Source organism: Chryseobacterium formosense, from assembly GCF_900116415.1.
Taxonomy (GTDB): domain Bacteria; phylum Bacteroidota; class Bacteroidia; order Flavobacteriales; family Weeksellaceae; genus Chryseobacterium; species Chryseobacterium formosense.
On the sequence record NZ_FPAP01000002.1, the window covers coordinates 754,728 to 777,783 of the forward strand.

At 36.7% G+C, this 23,056-nt stretch carries 16 protein-coding genes; 1 reads left to right on the plus strand and 15 read right to left on the minus strand.

All coding sequences use genetic code 11. The features are described 5' to 3' along the window. Positions 1–4: 4 nt before the first annotated feature. The gene (pelA, locus tag BM371_RS09725) at positions 5–1,027 is read left to right on the plus strand and encodes a pectate lyase (RefSeq protein ID WP_228376706.1); all 1,023 of its coding nucleotides are present in this window, start codon (positions 5–7) and stop codon (positions 1,025–1,027) included. Positions 1,028–1,267: 240 nt separating this feature from the next. Here pelA and BM371_RS09730 read toward each other — a convergent pair whose 3' ends face one another. The 15 genes from BM371_RS09730 to BM371_RS09800 all read right to left on the minus strand — a co-directional run bounded on the left by BM371_RS09730 (position 1,268) and on the right by BM371_RS09800 (position 22,699). Beyond that, positions 1,268–1,522 (minus strand): hypothetical protein, encoded by a 255-nt coding sequence (locus BM371_RS09730; RefSeq protein WP_034673835.1) that lies wholly within the window; start codon positions 1,520–1,522, stop codon positions 1,268–1,270. A gap of 50 nt (positions 1,523–1,572) precedes the next feature. Beyond that, positions 1,573–4,047, minus strand: a complete 2,475-nt coding sequence (locus BM371_RS09735; protein WP_034673837.1) for a glycoside hydrolase family 95 protein — start codon at positions 4,045–4,047, stop codon at positions 1,573–1,575. 222 nt (positions 4,048–4,269) lie between these two features. Beyond that, positions 4,270–5,175: an alpha/beta hydrolase gene (locus BM371_RS09740; protein ID WP_034673839.1), complete on the minus strand. Its 906-nt coding sequence runs from the start codon at positions 5,173–5,175 to the stop codon at positions 4,270–4,272. 143 nt (positions 5,176–5,318) lie between these two features. After that, positions 5,319–6,218 (minus strand): alpha/beta hydrolase, encoded by a 900-nt coding sequence (locus BM371_RS09745; protein ID WP_034673842.1) that lies wholly within the window; start codon positions 6,216–6,218, stop codon positions 5,319–5,321. Positions 6,219–6,279: 61 nt separating this feature from the next. Next, the gene (locus tag BM371_RS09750) at positions 6,280–6,621 is read right to left on the minus strand and encodes a cupin domain-containing protein (protein ID WP_034673844.1); all 342 of its coding nucleotides are present in this window, start codon (positions 6,619–6,621) and stop codon (positions 6,280–6,282) included. A gap of 210 nt (positions 6,622–6,831) precedes the next feature. Then, complete coding sequence (locus tag BM371_RS09755; protein WP_034673846.1) at positions 6,832–7,569, minus strand: rhamnogalacturonan acetylesterase; 738 nt, start codon at positions 7,567–7,569, stop codon at positions 6,832–6,834. Between the two features lie 106 nt (positions 7,570–7,675). Next, positions 7,676–8,650 carry a pectinesterase family protein gene (locus BM371_RS09760; RefSeq protein ID WP_034673849.1) on the minus strand — a complete coding sequence of 325 codons (975 nt, stop codon included), beginning with the start codon at positions 8,648–8,650 and terminating at the stop codon, positions 7,676–7,678. 303 nt (positions 8,651–8,953) lie between these two features. Then, the gene (locus BM371_RS09765; protein ID WP_034673851.1) at positions 8,954–9,853 is read right to left on the minus strand and encodes an alpha/beta hydrolase; all 900 of its coding nucleotides are present in this window, start codon (positions 9,851–9,853) and stop codon (positions 8,954–8,956) included. A 401-nt stretch (positions 9,854–10,254) separates the two neighbouring features. After that, complete coding sequence (locus tag BM371_RS09770) at positions 10,255–11,916, minus strand: glycoside hydrolase family 28 protein (RefSeq protein ID WP_034677053.1); 1,662 nt, start codon at positions 11,914–11,916, stop codon at positions 10,255–10,257. 108 nt (positions 11,917–12,024) lie between these two features. Further along, positions 12,025–13,671 carry a glycoside hydrolase family 43 protein gene (locus tag BM371_RS09775; protein ID WP_034673853.1) on the minus strand — a complete coding sequence of 549 codons (1,647 nt, stop codon included), beginning with the start codon at positions 13,669–13,671 and terminating at the stop codon, positions 12,025–12,027. Positions 13,672–13,953: 282 nt separating this feature from the next. After that, entirely contained in the window at positions 13,954–15,213 is a 1,260-nt protein-coding gene (locus tag BM371_RS09780; RefSeq protein WP_034673856.1) for a glycoside hydrolase family 88/105 protein, read from the minus strand. 55 nt (positions 15,214–15,268) lie between these two features. Next, positions 15,269–16,714 (minus strand): polysaccharide lyase domain-containing protein, encoded by a 1,446-nt coding sequence (locus BM371_RS09785; RefSeq protein WP_074958669.1) that lies wholly within the window; start codon positions 16,712–16,714, stop codon positions 15,269–15,271. Between the two features lie 16 nt (positions 16,715–16,730). After that, entirely contained in the window at positions 16,731–17,756 is a 1,026-nt protein-coding gene (locus tag BM371_RS09790; protein WP_034673858.1) for a pectinesterase family protein, read from the minus strand. A 93-nt stretch (positions 17,757–17,849) separates the two neighbouring features. Continuing rightward, positions 17,850–19,679, minus strand: coding sequence for a RagB/SusD family nutrient uptake outer membrane protein (locus tag BM371_RS09795; RefSeq protein ID WP_034673861.1), 1,830 nt, complete (start codon positions 19,677–19,679; stop codon positions 17,850–17,852). A gap of 11 nt (positions 19,680–19,690) precedes the next feature. Next, entirely contained in the window at positions 19,691–22,699 is a 3,009-nt protein-coding gene (locus BM371_RS09800; protein ID WP_034673862.1) for a SusC/RagA family TonB-linked outer membrane protein, read from the minus strand. Between the last annotated feature and the right edge of the window lie 357 nt (positions 22,700–23,056).

Genomic DNA, 23,056 nt, shown 5'->3' on the forward strand with positions numbered 1-23,056 from the left:
AAAAATGATTAAATCAAAACTTTCAATTGCCGTATTTTGTCTGATATTTTCAGGAATTTCGGCGCAGGTAAAAGATACTTTGGCCGAAAAAATGCTGGTTTACCAGCTTCCGAACGGAGGTTGGGGGAAACATACAAGCGATAAGCAAAACGTGGATTACACAAAAAAAATAGATCCTAAGCTTTTAAAAATAATAAAAGCCACAGATAATGATTTTGCTACGATTGATAATAGTGCAACTTCAAAGGAAATCAATGGCTTAATTAAAGCCTATCAAACGACTAAAAATCCGGCATATTTAAAATCAGCAGAAAAAGGAATTGAATATTTGCTGTCAATGCAGTATGAAAACGGTGGTTTCCCACAATATTTTCCGAACTCTGCGATTTACAGAAAGCAAGTAACGTATAATGATAATGCGATGATTAATGCATTAAATATTCTGTACAATATTGCGGAAGGAAAAGAAGGGTTTGATGTGGTTGATTTAAAATTGAAGGAAAAATCAAAAATAGCCGTTCAGAAAGGTCTTCAATGTATTCTTAAAACTCAGGTTATCCAAAATGGTAAACTCTCAATCTGGGCAGATCAATACAATGAAAAGACTTTAAAGCCTGAAAAAGCGAGAGCTTTCGAACCTGTTTCCTTAGCAACCGGAGAATCGGTGCACATTATTTTGTTCTTAATGAAACAAAATTTAACGCCTGAAATTGAAAAATCAATAAGAGCTGCGGTAAAGTGGTTTGATGAAAGCAGAATTAAAGGTTATACTTATGCCGTCTCACGAGAAAGCGGAAAAGCCATCCGTACTTTGAGTAAAAAAGAAGGTTCGTCAGTTTGGGCGAGGTTTTATGATATTCCGACCAATAAACCAATTTTTGGTGATCGTGACGGAAGTGTGAAATTCAATTATGAAGAAGTTTCCGAAGAGCGTAGAATGGGCTACAGCTGGTACAATGAAGCGGGAACAAAATTGATAGAAAGTGATTTCCAGAAGTGGCTGAAGAAAAATAAATTGCCACAATAAAATATTAAACCTCATAGGTTTTTAAAACCTATGAGGTTTAAGTGAAAAGTAATCCTGATATTATTAGCATCAGGATTTTTTTGTCTACCACAGATGGAACAGATTTACACAGATTTTTATGCTCAGTCATCTCTAAATATTCGTGCATTTGTGGCAAAAGTTTATTTCAGCCACTTCCGACGTTTAGCCCAATCTAAAAGAATCTGTGGGAAATATTATTTCACGTCAAACTCTTTTTTGTTATTTTTTTGAAAAATCGGTCACAGCAAAATAAATGACGTAAAGCCAGCCCAAAATTCCATGAATTATTGCCCAAAGTAAAGATTTGTTTCTATCCCAAGAGGTTACCACAGCAATCACAGAACCCAGACTGATTCCTGTCTGGGTAACGGTGTTTGTCACTTGGTTTGTAGATTCTAAATCTGTAGATGTCTGTGCTGTAATAAAGCAAAATGTTATTAGGAGGAATGTGAATGAAAAGATTTTTTTTGTCATTAATAATGAATTTAAAAGAACAAAAATAATTATTTGAGATTATTTAAAAACTACTTTACCTCAAAAGTATAAACTCCACCTTTTTTCGTTTCAAAATCAAAAACCTGAGTTTCCGGAACCGGATAACCTTTCAGTTCTGCTTTTTCTGAAATTAACGGCGTTTTAATTAAACTTACCTGATAGTATTCATTCGGGTTTTCACCATTCGCCTCAGTTAAATTACTTTTAGATTTAAATTGGATGTCCTTCGCCGTTCTGATTCTGGCATTTCCTCCCAAAGTTGATTTTACTACTAGTTTTGTCAGCTTGGAATTTTTCCAGTCCATATCGATTTCAAAACCGCCTCTGGCTTTCAAACCTTTTACAGATCCGGTTGGTAAAGCATCAGGAAGTGCAGGCAAAAGATAAAGATAACCGTCATAACTTTGCAAAAGCATCTCTGCAATTCCTGAAGTACAGCCAAAATTTCCGTCGATCTGGAAAGGCGGATGTGCATCCAGAAGATTAGGATACGTTCCGCCGGATTCCCCTTTATTATCGGTAGGAGCAGGTGATAATTGATCTGAAATTAATTTAAAAGCACGGTTCCCGTCAAGTAATCTTGCCCACCAATTCACTTTCCATCCCATCGACCAACCTGTTGATTTGTCACCACGATAAGTCATTGAATTTTTTGCAGCTTCCGTTAAATCAGGATTTCTGAACGGCGAAATCTGTCCTGAAGGAAACAGTCCGTACAAATGTGAAATATGTCTGTGCTTATCGTTAGTCTTGTCCATATCTTTCAGCCATTCCTGCAACTGAGCGTATTGCCCGATCTGCATCGGTGGAAGTTTAGACAAAGCTGTTTTCACATCATCAGAAAGGTTTTTATCTTCATTTAAAATTTTGGAAGCATTAATAAAATTATTGAACACATCAAAAACCAACTGGTTATCCATTGTGGTTCCTGCAGTAATTCCAACACTTTTTTGATATGTATTTTCCGGTGACATCGATGGCGAAACTATCAAGTAATTCCCCGAAGAATCAGGCTGAAGAACATCTAAGTAAAATAGTGTGCAACCTTTTAAAATCTGATAATTTTTCTTTAAAAATTCCTTGTCTCCGGTGTATAAATAATGGTTCCAAACATGTTGCGTCAACCAGGCTCCACCCATCGGCCACATTCCATAAAAGCCGCCGTCAACAATTCCGGTAATTCTCCACAAATCGGTGTTGTGATGCATATTCCAGCCTCTTGCGTGATACATTTCTTTGGCAGATTCTTGTCCTGTTACCGATAAATCCTGAATCATATCAAACAAAGGCTCGTGCATTTCGCTGAGGTTGGTATTTTCTGCAGGCCAATAGTTCATTTCTGTATTAATATTGACCGTGTATTTGCTATCCCAAGACGGATTCAGCTGATAATTCCAGATTCCCTGAAGATTCGCGGGCTGAGTTCCCTGTTGCGACGAAGAAATCAAAAGATAACGCCCAAACTGGAAATACAGAGCCACCAAATCCGGATCGCTTGAGCTTCCGAATTCTTTGATTCGTAGATCGGTTGTTTTTTGCGCCTGATCTGTCGTTCCTAAATTTAAACTGACACGGTTGAAATATTTCTGGTAATTTTCAACATGGCTTTTTAGCTCATCATTATATTTTTTGTTTAAGGCTTTATTTAAATGTTCCGTAACTCTTGTATCCTGATTTCCCGAAAGATCATTGTATTTTTTGAAATTGGTTGCAATCGAAACATAGATCACAACTTCATCGGCTCCCGAGATATGCAGCTGATCCTTTGTTGAGGTTAATTCTCCGCCTTTTAAAACTGGAAATGCGACGGTTTTAAAATTAATTTTTCCAATCTTATTGTCCACCGAACCGCTTGTTCCATTAATAACCAGTTGATTTTTATCTGTAAAAATTGAATTGATTTTGTGTGGAGTAGAGGCATTAATAGAAAAATTCAGGCTTCCTTTTTTGCTCGACGACAATTTAATCATGACCACATTATTAGCAAACGATGAGAAAATTTCACGCTTGTAAGTCACACCATTTACCTCGTAAGAGACTGTGCTTACCGCTTTTTCGATATCTAACGACCTTTTATAATTTTTAAAATTTTCGTGCCCTTTAAAATCTAAAAACAAATCGCCCATCGTCTGATACGGCATTCCGTAGTTGAGATCTTTTGGAGCAGCTCTGGGATAGGTTCTGTTGGATAGATTTTGGGCTTCTTCGAACTGACCGTCATTCAATAATTTTCTTATTTTCTGTATGCTGTCGAATGTGTTTTTCGGAACATTATTTCCCGGTTCTCCTGCCCAAATTGTTTCTTCATTCAGCTGAAGATGTTCCTGAATCGCACCCCCAAAAACCATTGCTCCCAATCTTCCGTTTCCGATGGGTAAAGCTTCATTCCAGTTTTCCGCGGGTTTATTATAAGTTAATTTTAAATTTTGCTGAGCATACGATGAAACAGAAATAACCGTTCCGCAGGCCAGTAAAAAGATTTTATATTGAATATTCTTTAGCATTTTTTATTTTTTTTGAGTTTTTTTAACCACAAAAGCATCAGAAGATTTTTTAATGTTTTTAGTAGTTCAAACGTTGGCAAAACGATTAGTAAAATTTTACATTTTGTAAACTTTTGAATTTTCTATTTTTATTAGAAATTTCTTTTGAATCTTTTGTGGTAAATATATTTTTAGATTTAAATAAAAATCTTTACGTGATATTTTAATATGACTCATTACCAATTACTTATTGCTAATAGTTTTAAGCCAGTCTGCACAAATCTTTTTCCAGTTATCTGTCAGTTCAGTTTTGTTGGAAATTCCGATACTGTGTTCTCCTTTTGGAAAAATAAACAGAGCACCTTTTACTTTATTTTTAATCATCGATTCATAATACAAAATACTGTTGATGACTGGAACGGAATTATCGTTTTGAGCATGGAATAAAATTGTAGGCGGCGTTTTTTCTGTCACCCGATTCTGCATGGAATATTCTTTGATTTTTTCTGCAGAAGCATTTTCTCCCAATAGATTATCCCGGCTTCCTTTATGCGCAAATTCACCCAAGTCAATGACCGGGGAAACTAAAATTGCAAAATTTGGCACTGTGGAAATTGTTTGCCAATCGCCTTTTAATTCAGTATAATCGGTGGAAATATTACTTGCCATTGCGGCTAGATGTCCGCCTGCAGAAGTTCCCAAAACCCCGATTTGGTCGGGCGAAATCCCATATTGAGAAGCATTTTTTCTGATTAATTTTATGGCAGCCTGAATATCCTGTAACGGACCGATTTCTCTTTGTTTTAAATCCGGAGAAGTAGGCAAACGGTAATTCAGGACAAAAGCTGAAATTCCTAAAGTATTGAGCCATTTTGCGTAAGAATATCCACCCAAATCATAAGTCAAATGTCTGTAACCCCCGCCGGGAATCACAATGATTGCCATCGGTTTTCGTTCTTCTTTTGCCGGAAGAAACGCAAACAGTTCCGCTTCCTGAATCTGAGTGATTCGGCCTTCTTTTTCTTCAATGGTGTTTAGTTTTAAACCTTTAGAATTGGGCATTTCACCTTTCGGCCAGACGGTTATTTTTTGCTGGGCAGAAATTTGAATTCCAAGAAATATAGATAAAATTAGGATGAAATTTTTCATTGATTTAACAATTTGGTTGCTGTTGTTTTTTTGTTAATCGCAATGGCGCAATCTTTTTAGATAAAATATTGTTCTTGAGGTGCAAAATACTTCGACAAGCCCAGTGTGACATACTTAAAGCATTTAAAATTACTCATTACCGATTACTTATTACTAATGGTTTCAAGCCAGTCTGCACACAGCTTTTTCCAGTTTTCGCTCAGCGCATCTTTATCAGTAACAAAAAAACGGTGTCCGCCTTTCGGAAAAATGAATAATGAACCTTTCACTTTATTTTTCGTCATGGCTTTATAATACAGAATGCTGTTCATCGGTGGAACGGCAGTATCATCCTGATTATGAAACAAAATCGTGGGCGGTGTTTTTTCAGTCACCCGGTTTTGCATCGAATATTCCGTGATTTTTTCTGTGGAAGCATTTTCTCCAAGCAAACTTTCACGACTTCCTTTGTGAGCATATTCGCCAAAATCAATCACCGGACAAAACAAAACCGCAAAATCTGGAATCGTAGAAATGCTTTTCCAATCGCCTTCTAATTCTGTATAATCTTTCGTAATATTGCTGACGCTTGTTGCTAAATGTCCACCCGCTGAAGTTCCGACAACACCCAGAAGATTTGAAGAAATCTGCCATTCTTCAGCATTTTTTCTAATGTATTTAATCGCAGCCTGAATATCCTGTAACGGAGCAATTTCTCTTTGAATTAAATCGGTAGAGGTTGGCAATCTATAGTTTAAAACGAATGCAGAAATTCCCTGAGTATTCATCCATTTGGCAATCTGAAAAGCGCCTTCATCGTAAGTCAGTTTTGAATATCCGCCACCTGGAATGATAATAACTGACATCTGTTTTCTTTCTTTTATGGGAGGAAGAAATGCGAAAAGTTCGGGTTCTTTCAGTTCTGCAAGGATTTTCTTTTTCTTGGTTTTTGAAGCTAATATTTTTGAATTGGGCATTTCACCTTTCGGCCAGAACATCAGCTTTTCCTGTGCGGAAAATTCACTGAAAAGGAAGATGATGAGTGAAAAAAATACTTTTTTCATTGGTGGCTAAATTATAAACCTCATAGGTTTTTAAAACCTGTGAGGTTTGATTTTGTAAATTTTAATCTTTCAAAAAATCTTCCCTAAACGGTGTAAAAGCATCAATCAATTTTCCTGCTTCTAAACATTTTACACCATGAAAAATATTTGGCTGGGCAAAAAATCCGTCGCCTTGTTGTAAAATTTTAACCTCTCTATCAACGGTTACTTCAAATTTTCCTTCCGCTACATATGTAATTTGTGAATGAAAATGTTGGTGTAATGTTCCGATAGCATCTTTTTCAAATTTTACAATGACCATCATTACCTGAGAATTGTATCCGACAAACTGTCTGGAAACACCGTCTCCTAAATCTTCCCACTCGGAATTGCCGTCGAAAAATGGTTCTTTTTTGAAATTCATTTTTATGTTTTTTGAATTTTAATAATTACTTAAATAAAACGTACACTTTGTCATTCCGGAGGAATCTAAGCATTGGAATATCGCTTAGATTCTACGCTACACTTCGTTTCGCTCTGAATGACAAACTTTGTGTTACTTATCTCTTGAAAATTTAAGATTACAGATTTTTTTAAAATTCACTTGTGGAAATCTGTGCGATCTGTAGGAAATTTATTTAATATATTTCTCCAGACCTGTCTTCAGATTTTTTAAAGATTTTGTTGCCAGTTTTGCAACTGTTTCTGCTCCTAATTTTGATAAATGGGTATCATCAGCTTTGTCCTTATCATAATACGGGTTTTCGCCGGCTTTAAAGTGAAGATGCAACAGTTTCGATTTTTCCGGACCAGCTGCAATTTCCATTTGTTCGGTCAGTAACTGCATATCAACAAAAGCAACTTTCATGTCGTCTGCAACCATTCTTACCACTAATGGATAATCTGTGTGAGTATCAATTAAAACACCGTTTTCGTTGAAGTTTCTTCTTGTAATGGAAGTCATCAAAATCGGTGTTGCGCCTTTTGCTCTTGTTTCATTCACGTATCTTTCCAGATTGGCTCTGTACTGCGTATGTGGATTGGTAAATTTGGTAGAATCTTTTAATTTCTGATCGTTATGCCCAAACTGAATGATAACAAAATCCCCTTTTTTCAATTGTTTTTCTACTTTGTCCCATCTTCCTTCTGTTCTGAAACTCTTTGAACTTCTGCCGTTCATAGCGTGGTTCTGAATTTCAATTCCGGTGGTCATAAACTGTCCTAATACCTGTCCCCAACCGTGTTCAGGATTTCTGTCAGGATTGTCTTTATTCGACATTGTGGAGTCACCAATCAGGAATAAGGTTGATTTTTTTTGTGCAAATGTGAATGTTGAAATTACAATGCTTAGAATTAAAAGTATTTTTTTCATTTTAAAATTAATTTGTTTGGAGATGCTTCGACAGGCTCAGCATGACATCGCTAATATTAACTGCTATATTTAAATAGTTTTGAGATTATTAATTACTCATTACCAATTACTTATTACTCATCTCCGGTTTCCAGTCACCTAAAATATTTTTAATGGTATATTTTTTTGCTTCTTTTTTTGTGAGCTGATGTGACCACGCTACACGGTTTTCTGTTTTTCCACCTTCACCTTTACTTCCGAACTCTGCATAATAAGCGGTTTTGTCTTTATCAGGAAACATTTTATCGCCTTTCCACGGATTCCAGCCTTCGGGAACGATGTGATTTCCCATTTCGGTATTGATAAAAACTGTTTTTGCATATGGTCGCCAAGGTCTGCCCAAAAATACTTTGTTGATGCCTTCTTTGGCGATCAATTTACAATCGAAAAATACATATCCGAATTCTTTGCTTTGGTCTGTGGATGCAGCAGTGATATAAGAATTGGCTAAACTTTTAATTGTGCAGTTTTTAAACACAACGGTTGCCGAACCAAAAAGGAAGTCGGTTGTTCCTTCTATATAACAGTTTTCGTAGAATTGTCTGCTGTGATTTCCGCCTGTGTAAACCGTATCCTGACAACCCAAAATATTGGAATTTTTGACGATAAAACGATCACCTTCCACATGAAGCGCAACAGCCTGTCCCTGATTGCATGAAGCATTTTTTATGGTCAGATTTGAAATTTTAACATCATCTGACATCACCAAAAGTGTGTAGGAATTGAATGTGGTCATTTTTTCATTCAAAGCATCCGTCTTACCGGAATAATCATCGTTGGTAATGATGGTGTTTTCCTTGTTTTCCCCTTGTAAAGTGATTTTATGTTTTGAGGATGGAATAACTATTTTTTCGTTGTACGTTCCGGTTTTTATTTTAATTAAAGCTTCGCCCGGTCCCAAATCTCTGATGGAAGTAATGGCTTTTTGAATGGAGGTGAATTGCGCGCTTCCGTCTTTTGCAACGGTAACAGTGATGTATGGGTTTTGCGCCAATATAAAATTGGTAGCAGAAATGAGAAGTATTAAAAATAGTTTTTTCATAAAAAATTAATTTGATTTTAATGTTCTTTTGTCTTAAAACAAAAGAACCAAAAGTTCAAGGCTGGATTTTTCCACTAAAAATTTAAAATAAATCCTAAAATTTCCAAATTTACTCTATACTTTCGTCGAACCACTTCGCTAGGTTTCGGGCGGAGAATACAATTAGAAATATTAAGAATATTTTTTGCCGCCACTCAAACAGTGAAAATTTTTTAACGGATTTAATTTAAATTTTCTTAACGTTCCAAACTCCTAAGCCAGTTAAATGGTGCAACTAACCTAAACCTTTGCCTCAATCTCACATTACTTCAACGTTTTATCCAAAAAATCTACTGTCAGATTCAAAGTTTCTGTGAACCAAGGTTCAGCAGACCAGAATGAATGAGGTGTATCTTTGATCTCGTGAAATTCTGTGAACGTTCCATAGCTTTTCAGTTTTTTCATCATGTCATCTCTTCCCGCGTGAAAACGGGGTTGTGAAGAATTAATAAATAGAGTAGGAGGCGTATTTTTGTCCACAAATTCTAATGGTGAGGCTTCATTCCAGTTTTTAAGATTTACATTTCTGTCGCCACCCAACCAAAAAGAAGCATACGTACTTTCCTCAGCTTCGGGATGGATGAACGAAACAATTCCGTCTACATTCACGATCGCTTTTATTTTTCCTTTTGATTTCACACCTACCAAAGTTGCAATCTGTGCACCTGCTGATTCGCCCAAGATTCCAATTTTCTTGGTATCAACAGCATATTTTCTGTTTTTCTTTAAAAACTCAATAGCATTATTCACATCATCAATCGCTGCAGGATATTTTGCGACTTCACTTAAACGGTAGCCGACAGCAATCGCCACATAACCTTTTGAAGCCAATTCCTGAGCCATATATTTCTCATTCTCTTTACTTCCTGAAATCCAACCTCCACCATGAATCAAAGCGATTCCCGGATATTTTTTGGTTTGATCTTTAGGATAATAAATATCTGCTTTTAATGATAATCCGTTCACATTGGCGTACTCCACATCTTTTTCAACGGTAATATTTGTTGGCGTTGCACGGTTGAGTGGTGTGACAAAAGGATATTTCTTTTTAAATTTCTCGTATGTTGCTTCATTTGTGTAAGGAGTAGCATTCGGCTTTGTCTGACCGAATGCTTTTGCTCCTACAAAAAAAACAAAAAGAAAATATAGTTTGTAAAAACTCATTTTTAAATTTTTTATTAACCACAAAAGTCACAAAAGATTTTTGCAGTTTTTAAGTTTAAAACTTTTAAAATATTTAGTTCAAAAAAGCTTGTGCTCTAATTTTTAACCGAAAAGTTTTTGACACATTAGAAACCTTGAAGTTTTCCTGCTTTGAAAAAATTTAGAACACATAGTTGAAAAATTAAAATTTTTCCTGTGTGCTGAATTCTCTTCAAAATTTCAATCTAATATTCTTAATCTTGATAGGATTGCATCCTATCCTTTAGAAAATCGTCCCTTTGGGACTTTGATTCCAAAGCTTCGAATTTATTCTGAGCTCCTCAAATCCCAAAACCCGAAACGCGTATCCCGTAAGTGAATCCCGCATCACGAATCTCAAATCTCAAACTTCAAATCTCAAATTACTTCACTGCATTTTTCGCAATCTCTTTCGAAATGCTCAATTGCTCGCCTTTTACATCTTTAGGAAGTTTTACGGCTGTGGTTTTCGCTCCCAAAACTTTGATGGTTGGTTTTTGATCTGATTCTAGTTTCAAGGTAGAAAGATCTATATTTTTACTGTTCAAGATGGTTGTTCCTGTTCCTTCAGTGTATTTTAATTTTACATTCTTCAACTGAATTCCGTCTGCGTCTACAATGGTTAAGCCTTTTTTGGTGTCAAACTGAGAATCTTCAATCACAATATTCTTCAGATTCATTTCTGCCAAACCGAAAAGCGTAATGGCTTCATCAGAATTGGTTGCGGTAATATTTTTAAAATAAATATTTCTGAAAACCGGAGTTTCTTCTGTTACAGGATACACTTTTTCCGGAGCTTTGTTGCCCTCTGCTTTTTGTCCGTCTTCCAAAACCGGAGAAGCTCCTTCGTAGAACATATTGAAACCAATCGTCTGCGTAGGAATGTTAATCATGTCAATATTTTTGATATAAATATTTTCAACAACACCGCCTCTTCCACGAGTCGTTTTGAAACGAAGTCCGATATCAGTTCCGATAAAAGTACAGTCTGAAACGTGCATATTTCTCGCTCCACCCGACATTTCGCTTCCGATTACGAAACCTCCGTGACCGTGATAAACAACGTTATTTTTAATGATAACGTTTTCAGTAGGCATTCCTCTTTTTCTTCCATCTTCATTTTTTCCTGATTTAATGCAAATGGCATCGTCTCCAACGTCAAAAGTATTGTCATAAATCAGAACATTTTTACAAGATTCCAAATCTACACCGTCACCGTTTTGAGAATACCAAGGATTTCGAACCGTAAGATTTCTTAAAATTAAATTAGAAGTCATCAAAGGATGAAGATTCCAGGCCGGAGAATTCTGGAAAGTAGGGCCATCCAATAAAACCTGGTCGCAACCCACGATGCTTACCATTACCGGACGAAGGAAATCTTTCACAGATTCCAGTTCAGATTTGTTGATTTTGTCAGGAACATTGAAACTTGAGCTGCTCTCAAATCCTTTTTTATAGCTTTCTGAAGGATACCAAGTTTTTCCGTCTTTAGAAACAATTCCTCCTGAAGCGACGAATTTTTTCCATTCAGTTTCAGATAATTTTCCTTTTTTTACGGCTCTCCAAGCATCACCGCTTCCGTCGATTACCCCTTTTCCTGTGATGGCGATGTTTTTAGCATTTCTAGCAGAAATCGGAGACTGACAACGAATTGTATTTAATCCTTCAAAACTTACGTCTATCAAAGGATAATCACTTTTGTCTTTGCTGAAAACAATCATCGCGCCTTCTTCTACGTGAAGATTGATGTTGCTTTTTAATTCAATTGGTCCAGTCAGCCACATTCCTCTCGGAACAACCAATTTACCACCACCTTTTTTTACTAAGGCATCGATTGCTTTTTTGAAGGCTTCTGTGTTTTTGGTTTTTCCGTCTGCAACTCCGCCGAAATCTTTGATGGAAACCGTATTGGCTGCGAAAGAAGTTTCTACGACTTTCGGCATAGTAAATTCAATTCCTTTGTAAATATCTGTATTTTGAGCGTAGAACTGGCCGGAAAACAACATTGCCGCAACAAGACCTACGATTTTAAATGACTTCTTCATAATGATATCCTTAATTTTTTTTGTTTTTAACCTCCCACAGATTTCACCGATTTTTTTTAAAATTAAGTGCAATCATCTCCGAAAATCTGTGCTGTCTGTGGGAATATTTTAATTTTTTGTTACTCTAAAATATTCAAAATCTGCGTAGCCACCGCGATTGGCTTTCTGTGTACTTACAGAATATAAACCGACTTTAGCACCAATCCATTTTCCGGGTTTTGCCTGAAACGGTTCGCCAACGTTGATGAAATTTTTTCCGTTTTCGCTGTAACTGAATGTGCAGATTCCGTTGGGTTCATTTACGTTTACTTTAAGATAAGCTTCGTTTGATGATTTTAATTTAGTTTCAAATAAAATCTTTTCTTCACCACCTTTTTCAGCCTTTTCGGCTTTTCTCAACTGAATATAATATCCATCGGTTTTATTCGTGATGACAATAGATGCGTGATCCATTCCCATTACTAAAAGCCCCGCAGTTTTTCCTTCTTTGGCATCTTCGGGAGTTAATTTAACTTTTGTTGAAGCCGCAAAACTTGGAGCCGGAAATTTTTGAGTTAAAAGATTCGGAACATTCCAAAGATTTTTATCGTTTTCACCCATTTTCATGGAGAATAATCTCAGGAATTTCTGTCCGGGAAGCTTCGATGACCAAACAATGTTCTCATTAGCGCTCCATTGCCATTGTAACCCTAATTTTTCGCCATCAAACTCATCCGTTTCTGCTGGAGTTATCACAGGATAGGTTTTCCCAACGTTTGGTCTTTTATATGTTAAAACCGGCTCACCGATTCCGTTTTTATCGTTATCGATCCCCATTACAGGCCAGTCTTTTTCCCATTTCATCGGCTGCAAATGCACGATTCTTCCTCCTGCATCCACATCCTGAAAATGATAGAACCAATCTTCTCCTGAAGGCGTATCTACCCAAGCTCCCTGATGCGGACCGTTTATTTTTGTTTTACCTTGTTCAAGAACGATTTTCTCTTCATAAGGACCATAAATATTTTTTGATCTTAAAACCAATTGCCAACCTGTCGCCACACCTCCCGCCGGAGCGAAAACGTAGTAATAGCCGTTTCTTTTGTACATTTTTGGACCTTCAACCGTTGGATGAGCATCATGACCATCAAAAATATGAACGCCTTTATCCAAAACTTTTGTACCTTCAGGATTCATTTTATTGATGGAGAGCAAACTTTTTACTCCGGCGCGGCTTCCTGCCCAACCGTGAACTAAATAGGCCTGTCCGTCTTCGTCCCAAAAAGGACAAGAATCAATCAAACCTTTTCCTTCCATCACCAAAACCGGTTCGTCCCATTTTCCAAGCGGATCTTTAGTTTTTACCATATAAATTCCGTAATCGGGATCTCCCCAATAAATGTAGAATTCTCCTTTGTGGAAACGGATACTTGGTGCCCAGACTGCATCTCCACGTCTTGGAACTGAAAAATGTTCTTTAGGTAAAACATCCTGAATGGCGTAGTTTACCAATTTCCAGTTGACCATATCTTTTGAGTGAAGAATCGGTAATCCCGGAGCTTCGTTGAAACTTGAAGCGGTCATGTAATAATCTTCTCCAACACGGATTGCATCTGGATCTGAATAATCTGCGTATAAAATCGGGTTCTTATAATTTTTTCCCTGATCGGCAGACCAAACTTCGGAAACGTATGGTTTTTCCTGTGCATTCAGATAAGTTGAAGCAATAGAAAATGCTGTGATGGAGAGTATATTTAAAATTTTGTTTGTCGTCATAAAATCAGATTCATTTCGTTTTAACGCTAAGAGCGCAAAGATTTTTTAATGGCTTACTGCATATTTTTTGGTCGCAAAGGCAGAACTACGTTCGTAAACCTGCAGTTTATACTCAGCAAAGGCTAAATGTTTTTAGTTGAACTTTGAGTTTTAAACCATTAAGAATTTATTAAGAAGTTTAGGAAATTTAAGTTGAGCTTCGCTTTAAGCTGCATGCTTAATAAAATCTATGATTTTAATCTTAAAAAATCTTACCCCTTTAATTCTCTTAATGTTTCAAATTTATTTTTCAAATTCTAAACTTGCCAAGATAAACGGCCCTGTTCCTTTTCCGTCATTTGAACGGATTTGCTCGTTTACGTAATATTCGTAAGAGCCGTCTCTGTAAGGTTTTCCTCCCAAACCTGCAACAGCACAACATTTATTTAAATTTACAACTCCGTTTTCATCAACTGTAATCAGATTTTTGATGATTCCATCGTAGCCTTTTTTAGCAGCAGCTTTATATGATTTTGGCAGGTAACCTTTGTTCACAGATTTAATCATCGTGTAGACAAACATCGCTGAAGCAGTCGCTTCTTCATAATTTCCGTTTGCCAAAGGTTTATCTAAAACCTGGTACCAAAGTCCTGATTTTTTATCCTGATATTTGATAACAGCGTCTGAATACGACTTGATGTAAGAAATAATTCTCGCTCTTCCCGGATGATTTTCAGGTAAATAATCAAGAACATCTACCATCGCCATTCCGTACCAACCCATTGCTCTTCCCCAAAAATTCGGTGAAAGTCCTGTTTCTTTATTTGCCCAGGCCTGTTCTTTGCTTTCGTCCCAAGCGTGATACAATAGACCTGTTTTTTTATCTAAAAGATTTTTCTGAACCGAGTCAAACTGCATCACAATATCGTCATACGCTTTCTGAGCGTCTGCACCTTTTGTGAAATCTTTTGTGTAATGTGTGTAGAAAGGCATTCCCATATACAATCCGTCTAACCAAACCTGATAAGGGTAGATTTTTTTGTGCCAGAAAGATCCTTCATTGGTTCTTGGCTGTCCGTCGATTTGTAAACGTAAAGTCTGAAGTGCTTTCAGGTATTTGTCTTTTTTCTCTTTTTCATAAAGATAAAGAAGAACATTTCCGCTGTTCAGCATATCGATATTGTACTTATCTAAATCATAGGTAAGAATTGTCCCATCTTCTTTAATTAAAGTTTCACCAAAACCGCTGATGTAATCGTAATATTCTTTTTTACCGGTTTTCATGTAGAGTTGTTCTGCGCCGTCTAAAACGATTGCAGAAGGATAGGTCCATTTCGGGCTTTTGCTGAAATCCAGCATCCATGCTTCAGGGAATCTCTGCATTTCGGAAAGCATCATCCTTTCAGACCATTTTAAGTTGGTTGGAACTACTTTTCCTGCTTGCGAAGTTTGTTTTGCCGGCTTTGTTGCTGCTACAGTTTTAGTCTGGGCACAAGCCAGAAATATTCCTGATCCTAAAGCAGCAAATGCCAATACTTTAATTTTATGGTTAATGAAATTCATTTTATATATTTTAAAGTTATTTTTCTGTTTTAATTTAATTTTAGTAAAAATACTATTATTGTTTTTTGATAATATCCTGCACAATACTGTGGGTGTAAACCTCGATATTATCGTAGTTTTTGTCTAAATCTCTTCCGTTGGCATTTGCTTTTTTAGGATCAAGATGATGCTTGGTTTCCCATTCATCAGGCATTCCGTCATTATCTGAATCGGGAAGCGCTTTTCCAGGTTTTAAATCCGGAAATCCACCGACATCTTTTTGAGAATCGATGATTCCGTTTTTGCTTCCCAGCGAACCTTCATAAGTGAATGTTCCGTTTTTTACATCTTTTAAAACTCTCAAATCGACTGCATCTCTCGCGAAACTCGAGCCACCGATCTGCAGTATTTTTTCATAAGCATCTTTCGGAGAATCTGTTTTTACATTATTCTGAATATCGTGTGGCTGATTGATTTTAATTGAATTTTTATCTGCATCTGTAAGATTATAGGCTTTATTCATCTGGTTGAAAACTCCTTTTTCCCAATTGTCTGCGGTTACTTCAGGATTGCCTTCAGAAATATTTCCGCTGATATAATATTTTCCCCAAATGTTGTATACTTCAGCTTCAGGTTTTGTATTTTTATCGATAGCAACGATTCTTTTCTTGGTTAAAGTTGCAGGCCCAGGTTTGTAGTAGTTATTAACAATGTTGACGTTCATTCCTTCTCCGCCATAAACATTGTTGTGTCCCCAATTGTAAATGACATTATTTCTGAAATCCGTTAAATCGGTTAAGGCAAATTTACTTCCTGCATACTCTCCCAATCTTGGATTACGGCTATCGTGATTCGCATAAATATTATGATGAAAAGATGCGAATTTTCCACCTGCGATTCCACCATATCCGTGAGCGCCTTTCTGGTGGGCAGAATTTCTTAAGCTTTCTGTAATCACACACCATTGAAGCGTCGTGTTTTCATTGACGTAAATAGAAACCGTCTCATCGGTAGACCAGCTCATCGAACAATGATCTACCATTAAACCTTTCATAAATCTTGCCCCTAAAGCATCACCTTCAAACTTTTTCTGATCTCCCATTCTGAATCTCATAAAACGGATAATCACATTGTCTGCTGCAACGAAAGTTTCATAGTTTGCAACCGTGATTCCGTCTCCGGGAGCGGTTTGTCCGGCAATGGTAACGTTGCCTTCTTTTATTCTTAAAGGAGATTCCAGATAAATGGTTCCCGATATTTTAAAAACAATATATCTTGCGCCTTTTTGTTCTACAGCATATCTTAAAGTACCTTCAGAGCCATCATCTGTTAATTTGGTTACGAATAAAACTTTTCCGCCTCTTCCTCCGGTTGTAAATCTGCCAAAACCTTCTGCTCCGGGAAAGCTGATTGTTTTTCCTGAAATCACGGTTTCGTTCTTATCTGACGGAGCAGACTGAGCAGTACAGTTTTGTAAGGTGAAAATTGCAAATATTGAAGCTATAATAAAAGCTGTTTTCATAATTCTTTGATTTGGCTTATTTTAAAGCTTTTTTGAAATTCCAGTTATCTTTTCCGGAAAGAATATTTTTTGAAGAATATTTTTTACTTTGCTCCTTTGTCAGCTGATTTGACCATGAAGCTCTTTTTGAAACATTGGCTCCGGCACCTTTAGAACTGTATTCTGCATAGAAAGTAGTCTTCTCAGCATCGGGTTTTGCCCAGTTGTGCCATCCTTCTTTTTTTATTGTGGAATCGATTGCGCAGTTGACGTAAACTGTTTTTGCAAATGGCCTCCAAGGCCGTCCCAAATATACAGAATTTGGTTCAGCATCTCCTGTTACATTACAGTTAATAAATACATAACCGAATTCGTTTCCTTCAATTGTAGAAGCTGCAGTAACGTAAGAAGCATTTTTTTTAGAATAAATGATGCAGTTTTCAAAAACAGCAGTTCCGGCTCCGAAAATATAGTCGGTAGTTCCTTCAATATAGCAGTCTTTAAAATAATTTCTTGAAATTTTAGTTTTATCTAAAGCATCTTGTGCACCTTTTGTATAAAGTGTATCCTGAAATCCTAAGAATTTACAATTTTCAAAAGCAATTCTGTCACCTGTTGTTAAAACGGCAACGGCTTGTCCGACCGGACCTGCATCGTTTTGAAACGTAATATTCTTTGCCGAAAAATCATTAGAAAAGATAAAAAGACTCGATGAACCTGTAGTTCCTATGTTTTTACCTTCTGCATTTTGTTTTGAAGCATGATCTCCGTAAACAAGAATGGTGTTTTCAGGATTTTCTCCAATTAGTATGATCGGGTTTTTTGTATCTGAAACAGTGATTTTTTCTCTGTATGTTCCCGGTTTTACAATAATTTTTGTTCTTACCGATGTTCCTTCGCCAACAGCGTCAATTGCCTGTTGAACCGTCGTAAAATTGCCTTTTCCGTCTTTCGAAACGATGATGGTTTTTTCATCTTTCATCTTGAAAGAAAGAAGACTGATAATGACTGCGGAGAAAATAGATAAGAATGTGATTTTATTTTTTAAACCTGAAATCTGCATATCTCTGAATTTTTCTTTGAAGAAAAGTACAGACCTTCTCCCGGAAGGAGCAAGTCTGTACTGAAAATTAATTAATATGAATGTATATTTTTACTAATAACCATAATCTTGTGTAAGAGCAGGATTATTCTGTATAAATTCGAAATAAATTGGCAGAAGTTCTCTCTTATTTGCCTGGAAATATTGTGCATAACCGGCAGAAGGATCATTTACATACGTTGGTAAAACTCCTGATCTCCAAGCAATTTTCTTATATCCTGCAGGTATTGTGGTAGATTGGCTTGGTACATAGAATACATCAGCTTTTGCTACTCCGGTATTTGTAAATACGTCAATAGTGGTAATATTTTGCTGAGCTGTTTTTGTAGGATCGAATGCGGAAGTTTTATAGTAAATATCCAAAGGAACATTTGCATAAGCACCGACTCCGTTGATAAAATCAGTCAATTTCTGTTTTGTTTCGGCAATTTTAGTTGCTAACAAGTTCCATCTGATTAAGTCGTATTTTCTGATTCCCTCAGAACCTAATTCCAGCATTCTTTCTTTAACGATATAATTAAAGAAGCCAACTTTATCTGTAGGAATTGTTCCTACCTGTCCCAGATTTCCTGCATACGCTCTGTTTCTTACCGCTTTTACTGCATTAATTGCATCAGCAGAAGGAGCACCGTGGATTTCATTATCAGCTTCAGCGAACATCAGCATGACATCAGAAAGTCTTAGTAAAGGCCAGTCAACCGCCAATGTCTGGGAAGGACCTGTAATGTTTGTCCATGATTTTCTGTATTTAGAATCTGTGAATGAGTTTGCAGCTACCAATTCAGCCTGATTTGAAGCATTCACAGTGAAGATTCCTACATTCATGTCTCTTCTTAAATCATATTTTGTAAACTCGTAGAAGTAGGTTGGTAATGCATTGATTCCGCCGCCGCCTTTCCAGCTTGAGTTATCATGATGTTTAAGACCGTTGTAATATCCGATTTTAGAGTCTGTTCTTGTACCTCCTCCGAAAGCTCCGACAGCAAAAATAACTTCGTTGGTAGCGTCCTGAGAATTGGTGTGAAGTGCTCTGAATACGCTTTCATAACTAGGATTCAATGCATGTTCTCCTGTATGATTCATAATATCTTTGCACTCGTCATAAGCGATCTGATAATATTTTTGAGGATTAGAACCCTGCATCATCTGTTGTGGGCTTCTTCTTAAAGACCATCCTGCTCTTGCCAAAGAAATTCTTGCTCTTAGTCCTTTTACAAATCCTTTTGAAATTCTGTTACTTGTCGTTCCGCCTTCAGATCTCCATGGTACTAGCGTTGAAGCCTTTGCCAAATCTTCTATAAGCTGATCATAAATAATATCGCGATCTGTTTTTGGCTGGTTTTGTTCAGCTACATCAGATGCAGGAACAAGATAAAAAGGAACGTCGCCCCAGTTTCTGATCAGTTCATAATAATACTGAGCTCTAAGAGTCAATGCTTCACCCAAATATCTATCCATTAATTTTTTATCATCTACAGATCCTGTCTGGTAAACAGGTGATAATGGGATGTTCTTAATCACTAAATTGGCACGTTCTATTCCTGTATATAATTTTCCGAAAGGATTATTAAGTTCCGTATTTGTAGTACATGCTCCGAAAGTGGCAACTCCTCTTCTGTCATTACAGTTGTAGCTTCCGGATGTTCTGAAATCGTCACCGGACTGAGGAATAATTAATGATAATCTTTGCCCATAACCATCATCACCCCCAAGCTGGGAATAAACTCCCACTAAAGCTGAAAATGTATCTGCAGTACTGTCAAATTGCTGCGCTTCAGAAATACTTGAAAGATTTTCAGGATTAAGAAAATCACTGCAGGAATTCGTAAAGAAAAGTGTTCCCGCAAGACAAGATAAAATAAATATTGATTTGCTTTTTTTCATTTTTAAATTTTTTAGAAAGTGATATCTACACCTGTTACAAAGAAACGGCTTCTCGGGTATGCTGCGTAATCTACACCCGGAGTCAAAGGATTTCTTCTTGTACTTGCTTCAGGGTCATAGCCTGAGTACCCGGTAATTACGAATAAGTTGTTTACCGTTGCATATAATCTGAAGTTTTTCACACCAATCATTTCTAAAGATCCTTTTGGTAATGTGTATCCTAAAGTTACGTTGTTTAATCTTAAGAATGATCCGTCTTCAATTCCGTAAGAATGAAGAATGTATTGTCCTGTTGGCGGAGTCCACATCGTTGTGTTAGCATTTAAAGCGGCTAATTGGGTCGGGTCTGTAACTTTCACACCGTCGTTATCAAACCATCTCCATCGGTCTGCAACAGCAGCATCCATATTGTTATCTCTATAAAGATATTGAGTAGTATTTTCGATTTTGTTGGCGTTGTACACTTTATTTCCTACTGAGAAATTAAAGAATAAACTCATATCGAAATTTTTATATCTGAATGTCTGGTTGAAACCTCCGTAGAATTTTGGAAGTGCGCTTCCTAATTCCTGTCTGTCTGCGTCGGTAATCTGTCCGTCTCCATTCAAATCTCTTAATTTAAGATCTCCCGGTTGTACAGCTTTTGCTCCCAAAGCAATTGCGCTGCTGCTCGGAACTCCTGCTTTTAATGTATAAACCTTGGTTGATGCATTGTAATCGAAATCAGAAATTTCATATCTTCCTTCAGTTACATATCCGTAATAAGTTCCTACTGAGCTTCCTACTTTAGCAATAAAGTCGAAACCTCCGATTCCTCCTGACTGAACTAAGTAATAATCCTGGCCTGCAGCTGTACCGCTACCTAAACTTAAAATGGTATTTTTATTGGTAGAAATGTTGGCATCTATTTTCCAACCAAAATTTTCCTTATCTATAACAGATCCTCCCACGGTAAATTCAAGACCTTTATTTCTGGTTTTTCCTGAGTTTTGAAACTGGTTTGCATATCCCGGGAATGGAACTTTTGCCAACACCAATAGATCTTTGGTATCTGTGATATATCCGTCTACGCTACCATAAAGTCTTCCTTTGAAAAATTCAAAATCAATACCTGCGTTTTTAGAAACAGTAGCTTCCCATTTCACATTAGGATTGGTTTGGGTTGTAGAAACTGCAGCACCCGGTGTAACGGATGTTCCGAATACATACCCGTTGTTTGCGTTGATATTATAGAAGTTTGCCCAAAGATAAGAGGTAATTCTATTATTCCCCGATAGACCATAGCCTACACGAAGTTTTAATTCATTTAGCCAGTCAACATCTTTCAGGAATTTTTCTTCTTTAACTTTCCATGCCAATGAAGCAGCAGGGAAGTATCCCCATTGATTTCCTTTCATGAAAACATTCGATCCATCAGCTCTTACTGATGCGGTAAAGATGTATTTATTGGCGAAAATGTAATTTACACGGCCAAAGAATGATGCTAAACGGTCTGGAGCAATTACAGCAGTTCTTGCTGCATCCTGAATCAATCCCGGAGGTGGCGTTGCCGCTGCAATATTGGCAAATGCCTCATTAGGAAGGATCGATTTTGGAAACCATTTTACATAATTGGTACTCGATTCTCCATCGGTTTGTATAATTTCCTGACCTAAGAGAACATCCAGTTTATGCTGACCAAATTTCTTGGTATAATTTAATGTATTGGTATTGGTAATTCTTCTTGTCTGAGATCGGTCAAGCTGTACAATCGGCATATCGGCATTTGCTCTTGCCTGTGCAGTCACAGTACCCCAAAACTGATTAGTAGAAATATCTCTTTGTACATAACCTACAACACTTCTGAACGTCAAATCTTTCGTAATGTTATAGTTAAGATAAGCATTCAATAATAAGTCATTGATTCTGTGATCTCTTACCTCGTTATCATTTAAAAGAAGAGGGTTTACCAAGTTGGTGTTGGTGGCATAGCTTGGATCAAAATCATCAACAGGAACCGTAGAACCTCCTTCAAAAGGTTGGTATCTTACAGAGTTTCTCAATCTGTTATTACTCTGAGAGCCGCTGCTGGAAGTTCCCACACCGTTCGTTAAAGATCTTCCGTATCTTGCGTTGATTCCGAATTTAAGTTTTTTACTGATGTCATAGTCATACTTAAAGTTGGCCATGCTTCTTTTGAAGCCAGAACCAAGCATAATACCATCTTCATCCACATGATTTAAAGTAAAAGAGAATGCAGACTTTTCAGACCCTCCGTTTACGCTAAGATTATGAGTGAAGTTAAATGCTTCATTGCCAAATAATTCATCCTGCCAATCTCTCCTCTGAACCGATTTGTATTTTTCTAATTCCTTATAGGTACTACCATATCTGGTATTAAAAGCAATATCATCAGCATCACCTATAACGCCATTCTTTTTGTATAATTCATATTGATACAGTACAAACTCGTAAGGATCTAATACATCAAGTGTATTCATGATTTTTCTTACTCCGGTAAAACCATTGTAATTAATGGTGGTAATTGCTTTTTTACGACCACTTTTAGTAGTAATTAGAACAACCCCGTTTGCACCTCGCGAACCATAGATAGAAGTAGAAGAAGCATCTTTTAACACTTCGATAGATTCAATTTCTTTTGGGGAGAGAATAGTCATGGCGTTATCCATTTGGATGCCGTCAACGATATATAATGGAGCGTTACTTCCGGTAATGGATGTTCCGCCACGGATGGTAATATCTACATCTCCGCCGGGTTTTCCTTCACTAGCCTGAACCTGAACTCCGGCAAGTCTTCCTTGGATCGCTTCAGCGGCCGAGTTTACCGGCATATCTTTTAAGGCTTCTCCTTTTACAGATGAAACGGCATTGGTAACATCTTTTTTCGATACTTTATTGTACCCTACCAAAACCACCTCGTCGATTTTGGTTTCTTTCTCTTTTTCCTGAGCCATAGCGAGTACAGGAATAAGGAAAGCAGTTAAATATAACCACTTTATTGATTGTACTTTTTTATCCATTTACGTATCCTTATATAGTTTAATTTTGGGTTGAGAAATGTGTTGTTTCTCTTTAGTTTTTGTGGATTTTTAAGTAATTCTGTTTTTCAGCAAATATTTTAAACTTTCTACGCTGTTTAGAGTGCAATCGATTGCGTAATTTTTTACAATAAAATATCTTGGCTTCTAAACTAATATTATTTTTGATTACGCAAAGAAAAAAATGTTATTTTTTTATTAATTTGATTATTTAATTTGTTAAGAATAGCAAAATATTACTTGATGATTTTAATTTATGTTGTTGATAATCAGGATTTTATTTATGTTATTAAATGCTTTAAATAGAAGCTAAAAAAGATTGTAAATTATAATGTTTAA

Bases quoted from the DNA above. Each gene is read 5' to 3' on its own strand.
- pelA (WP_228376706.1), top strand. From the start codon at position 5: ATGATTAAATCAAAACTTTCAATTGCCGTATTTTGTCTGATATTTTCA.
- BM371_RS09730 (WP_034673835.1), bottom strand. From the start codon at position 1,522: ATGACAAAAAAAATCTTTTCATTCACATTCCTCCTAATAACATTTTGC.
- BM371_RS09735 (WP_034673837.1), bottom strand. From the start codon at position 4,047: ATGCTAAAGAATATTCAATATAAAATCTTTTTACTGGCCTGCGGAACG.
- BM371_RS09740 (WP_034673839.1), bottom strand. From the start codon at position 5,175: ATGAAAAATTTCATCCTAATTTTATCTATATTTCTTGGAATTCAAATT.
- BM371_RS09745 (WP_034673842.1), bottom strand. From the start codon at position 6,218: ATGAAAAAAGTATTTTTTTCACTCATCATCTTCCTTTTCAGTGAATTT.
- BM371_RS09750 (WP_034673844.1), bottom strand. From the start codon at position 6,621: ATGAATTTCAAAAAAGAACCATTTTTCGACGGCAATTCCGAGTGGGAA.
- BM371_RS09755 (WP_034673846.1), bottom strand. From the start codon at position 7,569: ATGAAAAAAATACTTTTAATTCTAAGCATTGTAATTTCAACATTCACA.
- BM371_RS09760 (WP_034673849.1), bottom strand. From the start codon at position 8,650: ATGAAAAAACTATTTTTAATACTTCTCATTTCTGCTACCAATTTTATA.
- BM371_RS09765 (WP_034673851.1), bottom strand. From the start codon at position 9,853: ATGAGTTTTTACAAACTATATTTTCTTTTTGTTTTTTTTGTAGGAGCA.
- BM371_RS09770 (WP_034677053.1), bottom strand. From the start codon at position 11,916: ATGAAGAAGTCATTTAAAATCGTAGGTCTTGTTGCGGCAATGTTGTTT.
- BM371_RS09775 (WP_034673853.1), bottom strand. From the start codon at position 13,671: ATGACGACAAACAAAATTTTAAATATACTCTCCATCACAGCATTTTCT.
- BM371_RS09780 (WP_034673856.1), bottom strand. From the start codon at position 15,213: ATGAATTTCATTAACCATAAAATTAAAGTATTGGCATTTGCTGCTTTA.
- BM371_RS09785 (WP_074958669.1), bottom strand. From the start codon at position 16,714: ATGAAAACAGCTTTTATTATAGCTTCAATATTTGCAATTTTCACCTTA.
- BM371_RS09790 (WP_034673858.1), bottom strand. From the start codon at position 17,756: ATGCAGATTTCAGGTTTAAAAAATAAAATCACATTCTTATCTATTTTC.
- BM371_RS09795 (WP_034673861.1), bottom strand. From the start codon at position 19,679: ATGAAAAAAAGCAAATCAATATTTATTTTATCTTGTCTTGCGGGAACA.
- BM371_RS09800 (WP_034673862.1), bottom strand. From the start codon at position 22,699: ATGGATAAAAAAGTACAATCAATAAAGTGGTTATATTTAACTGCTTTC.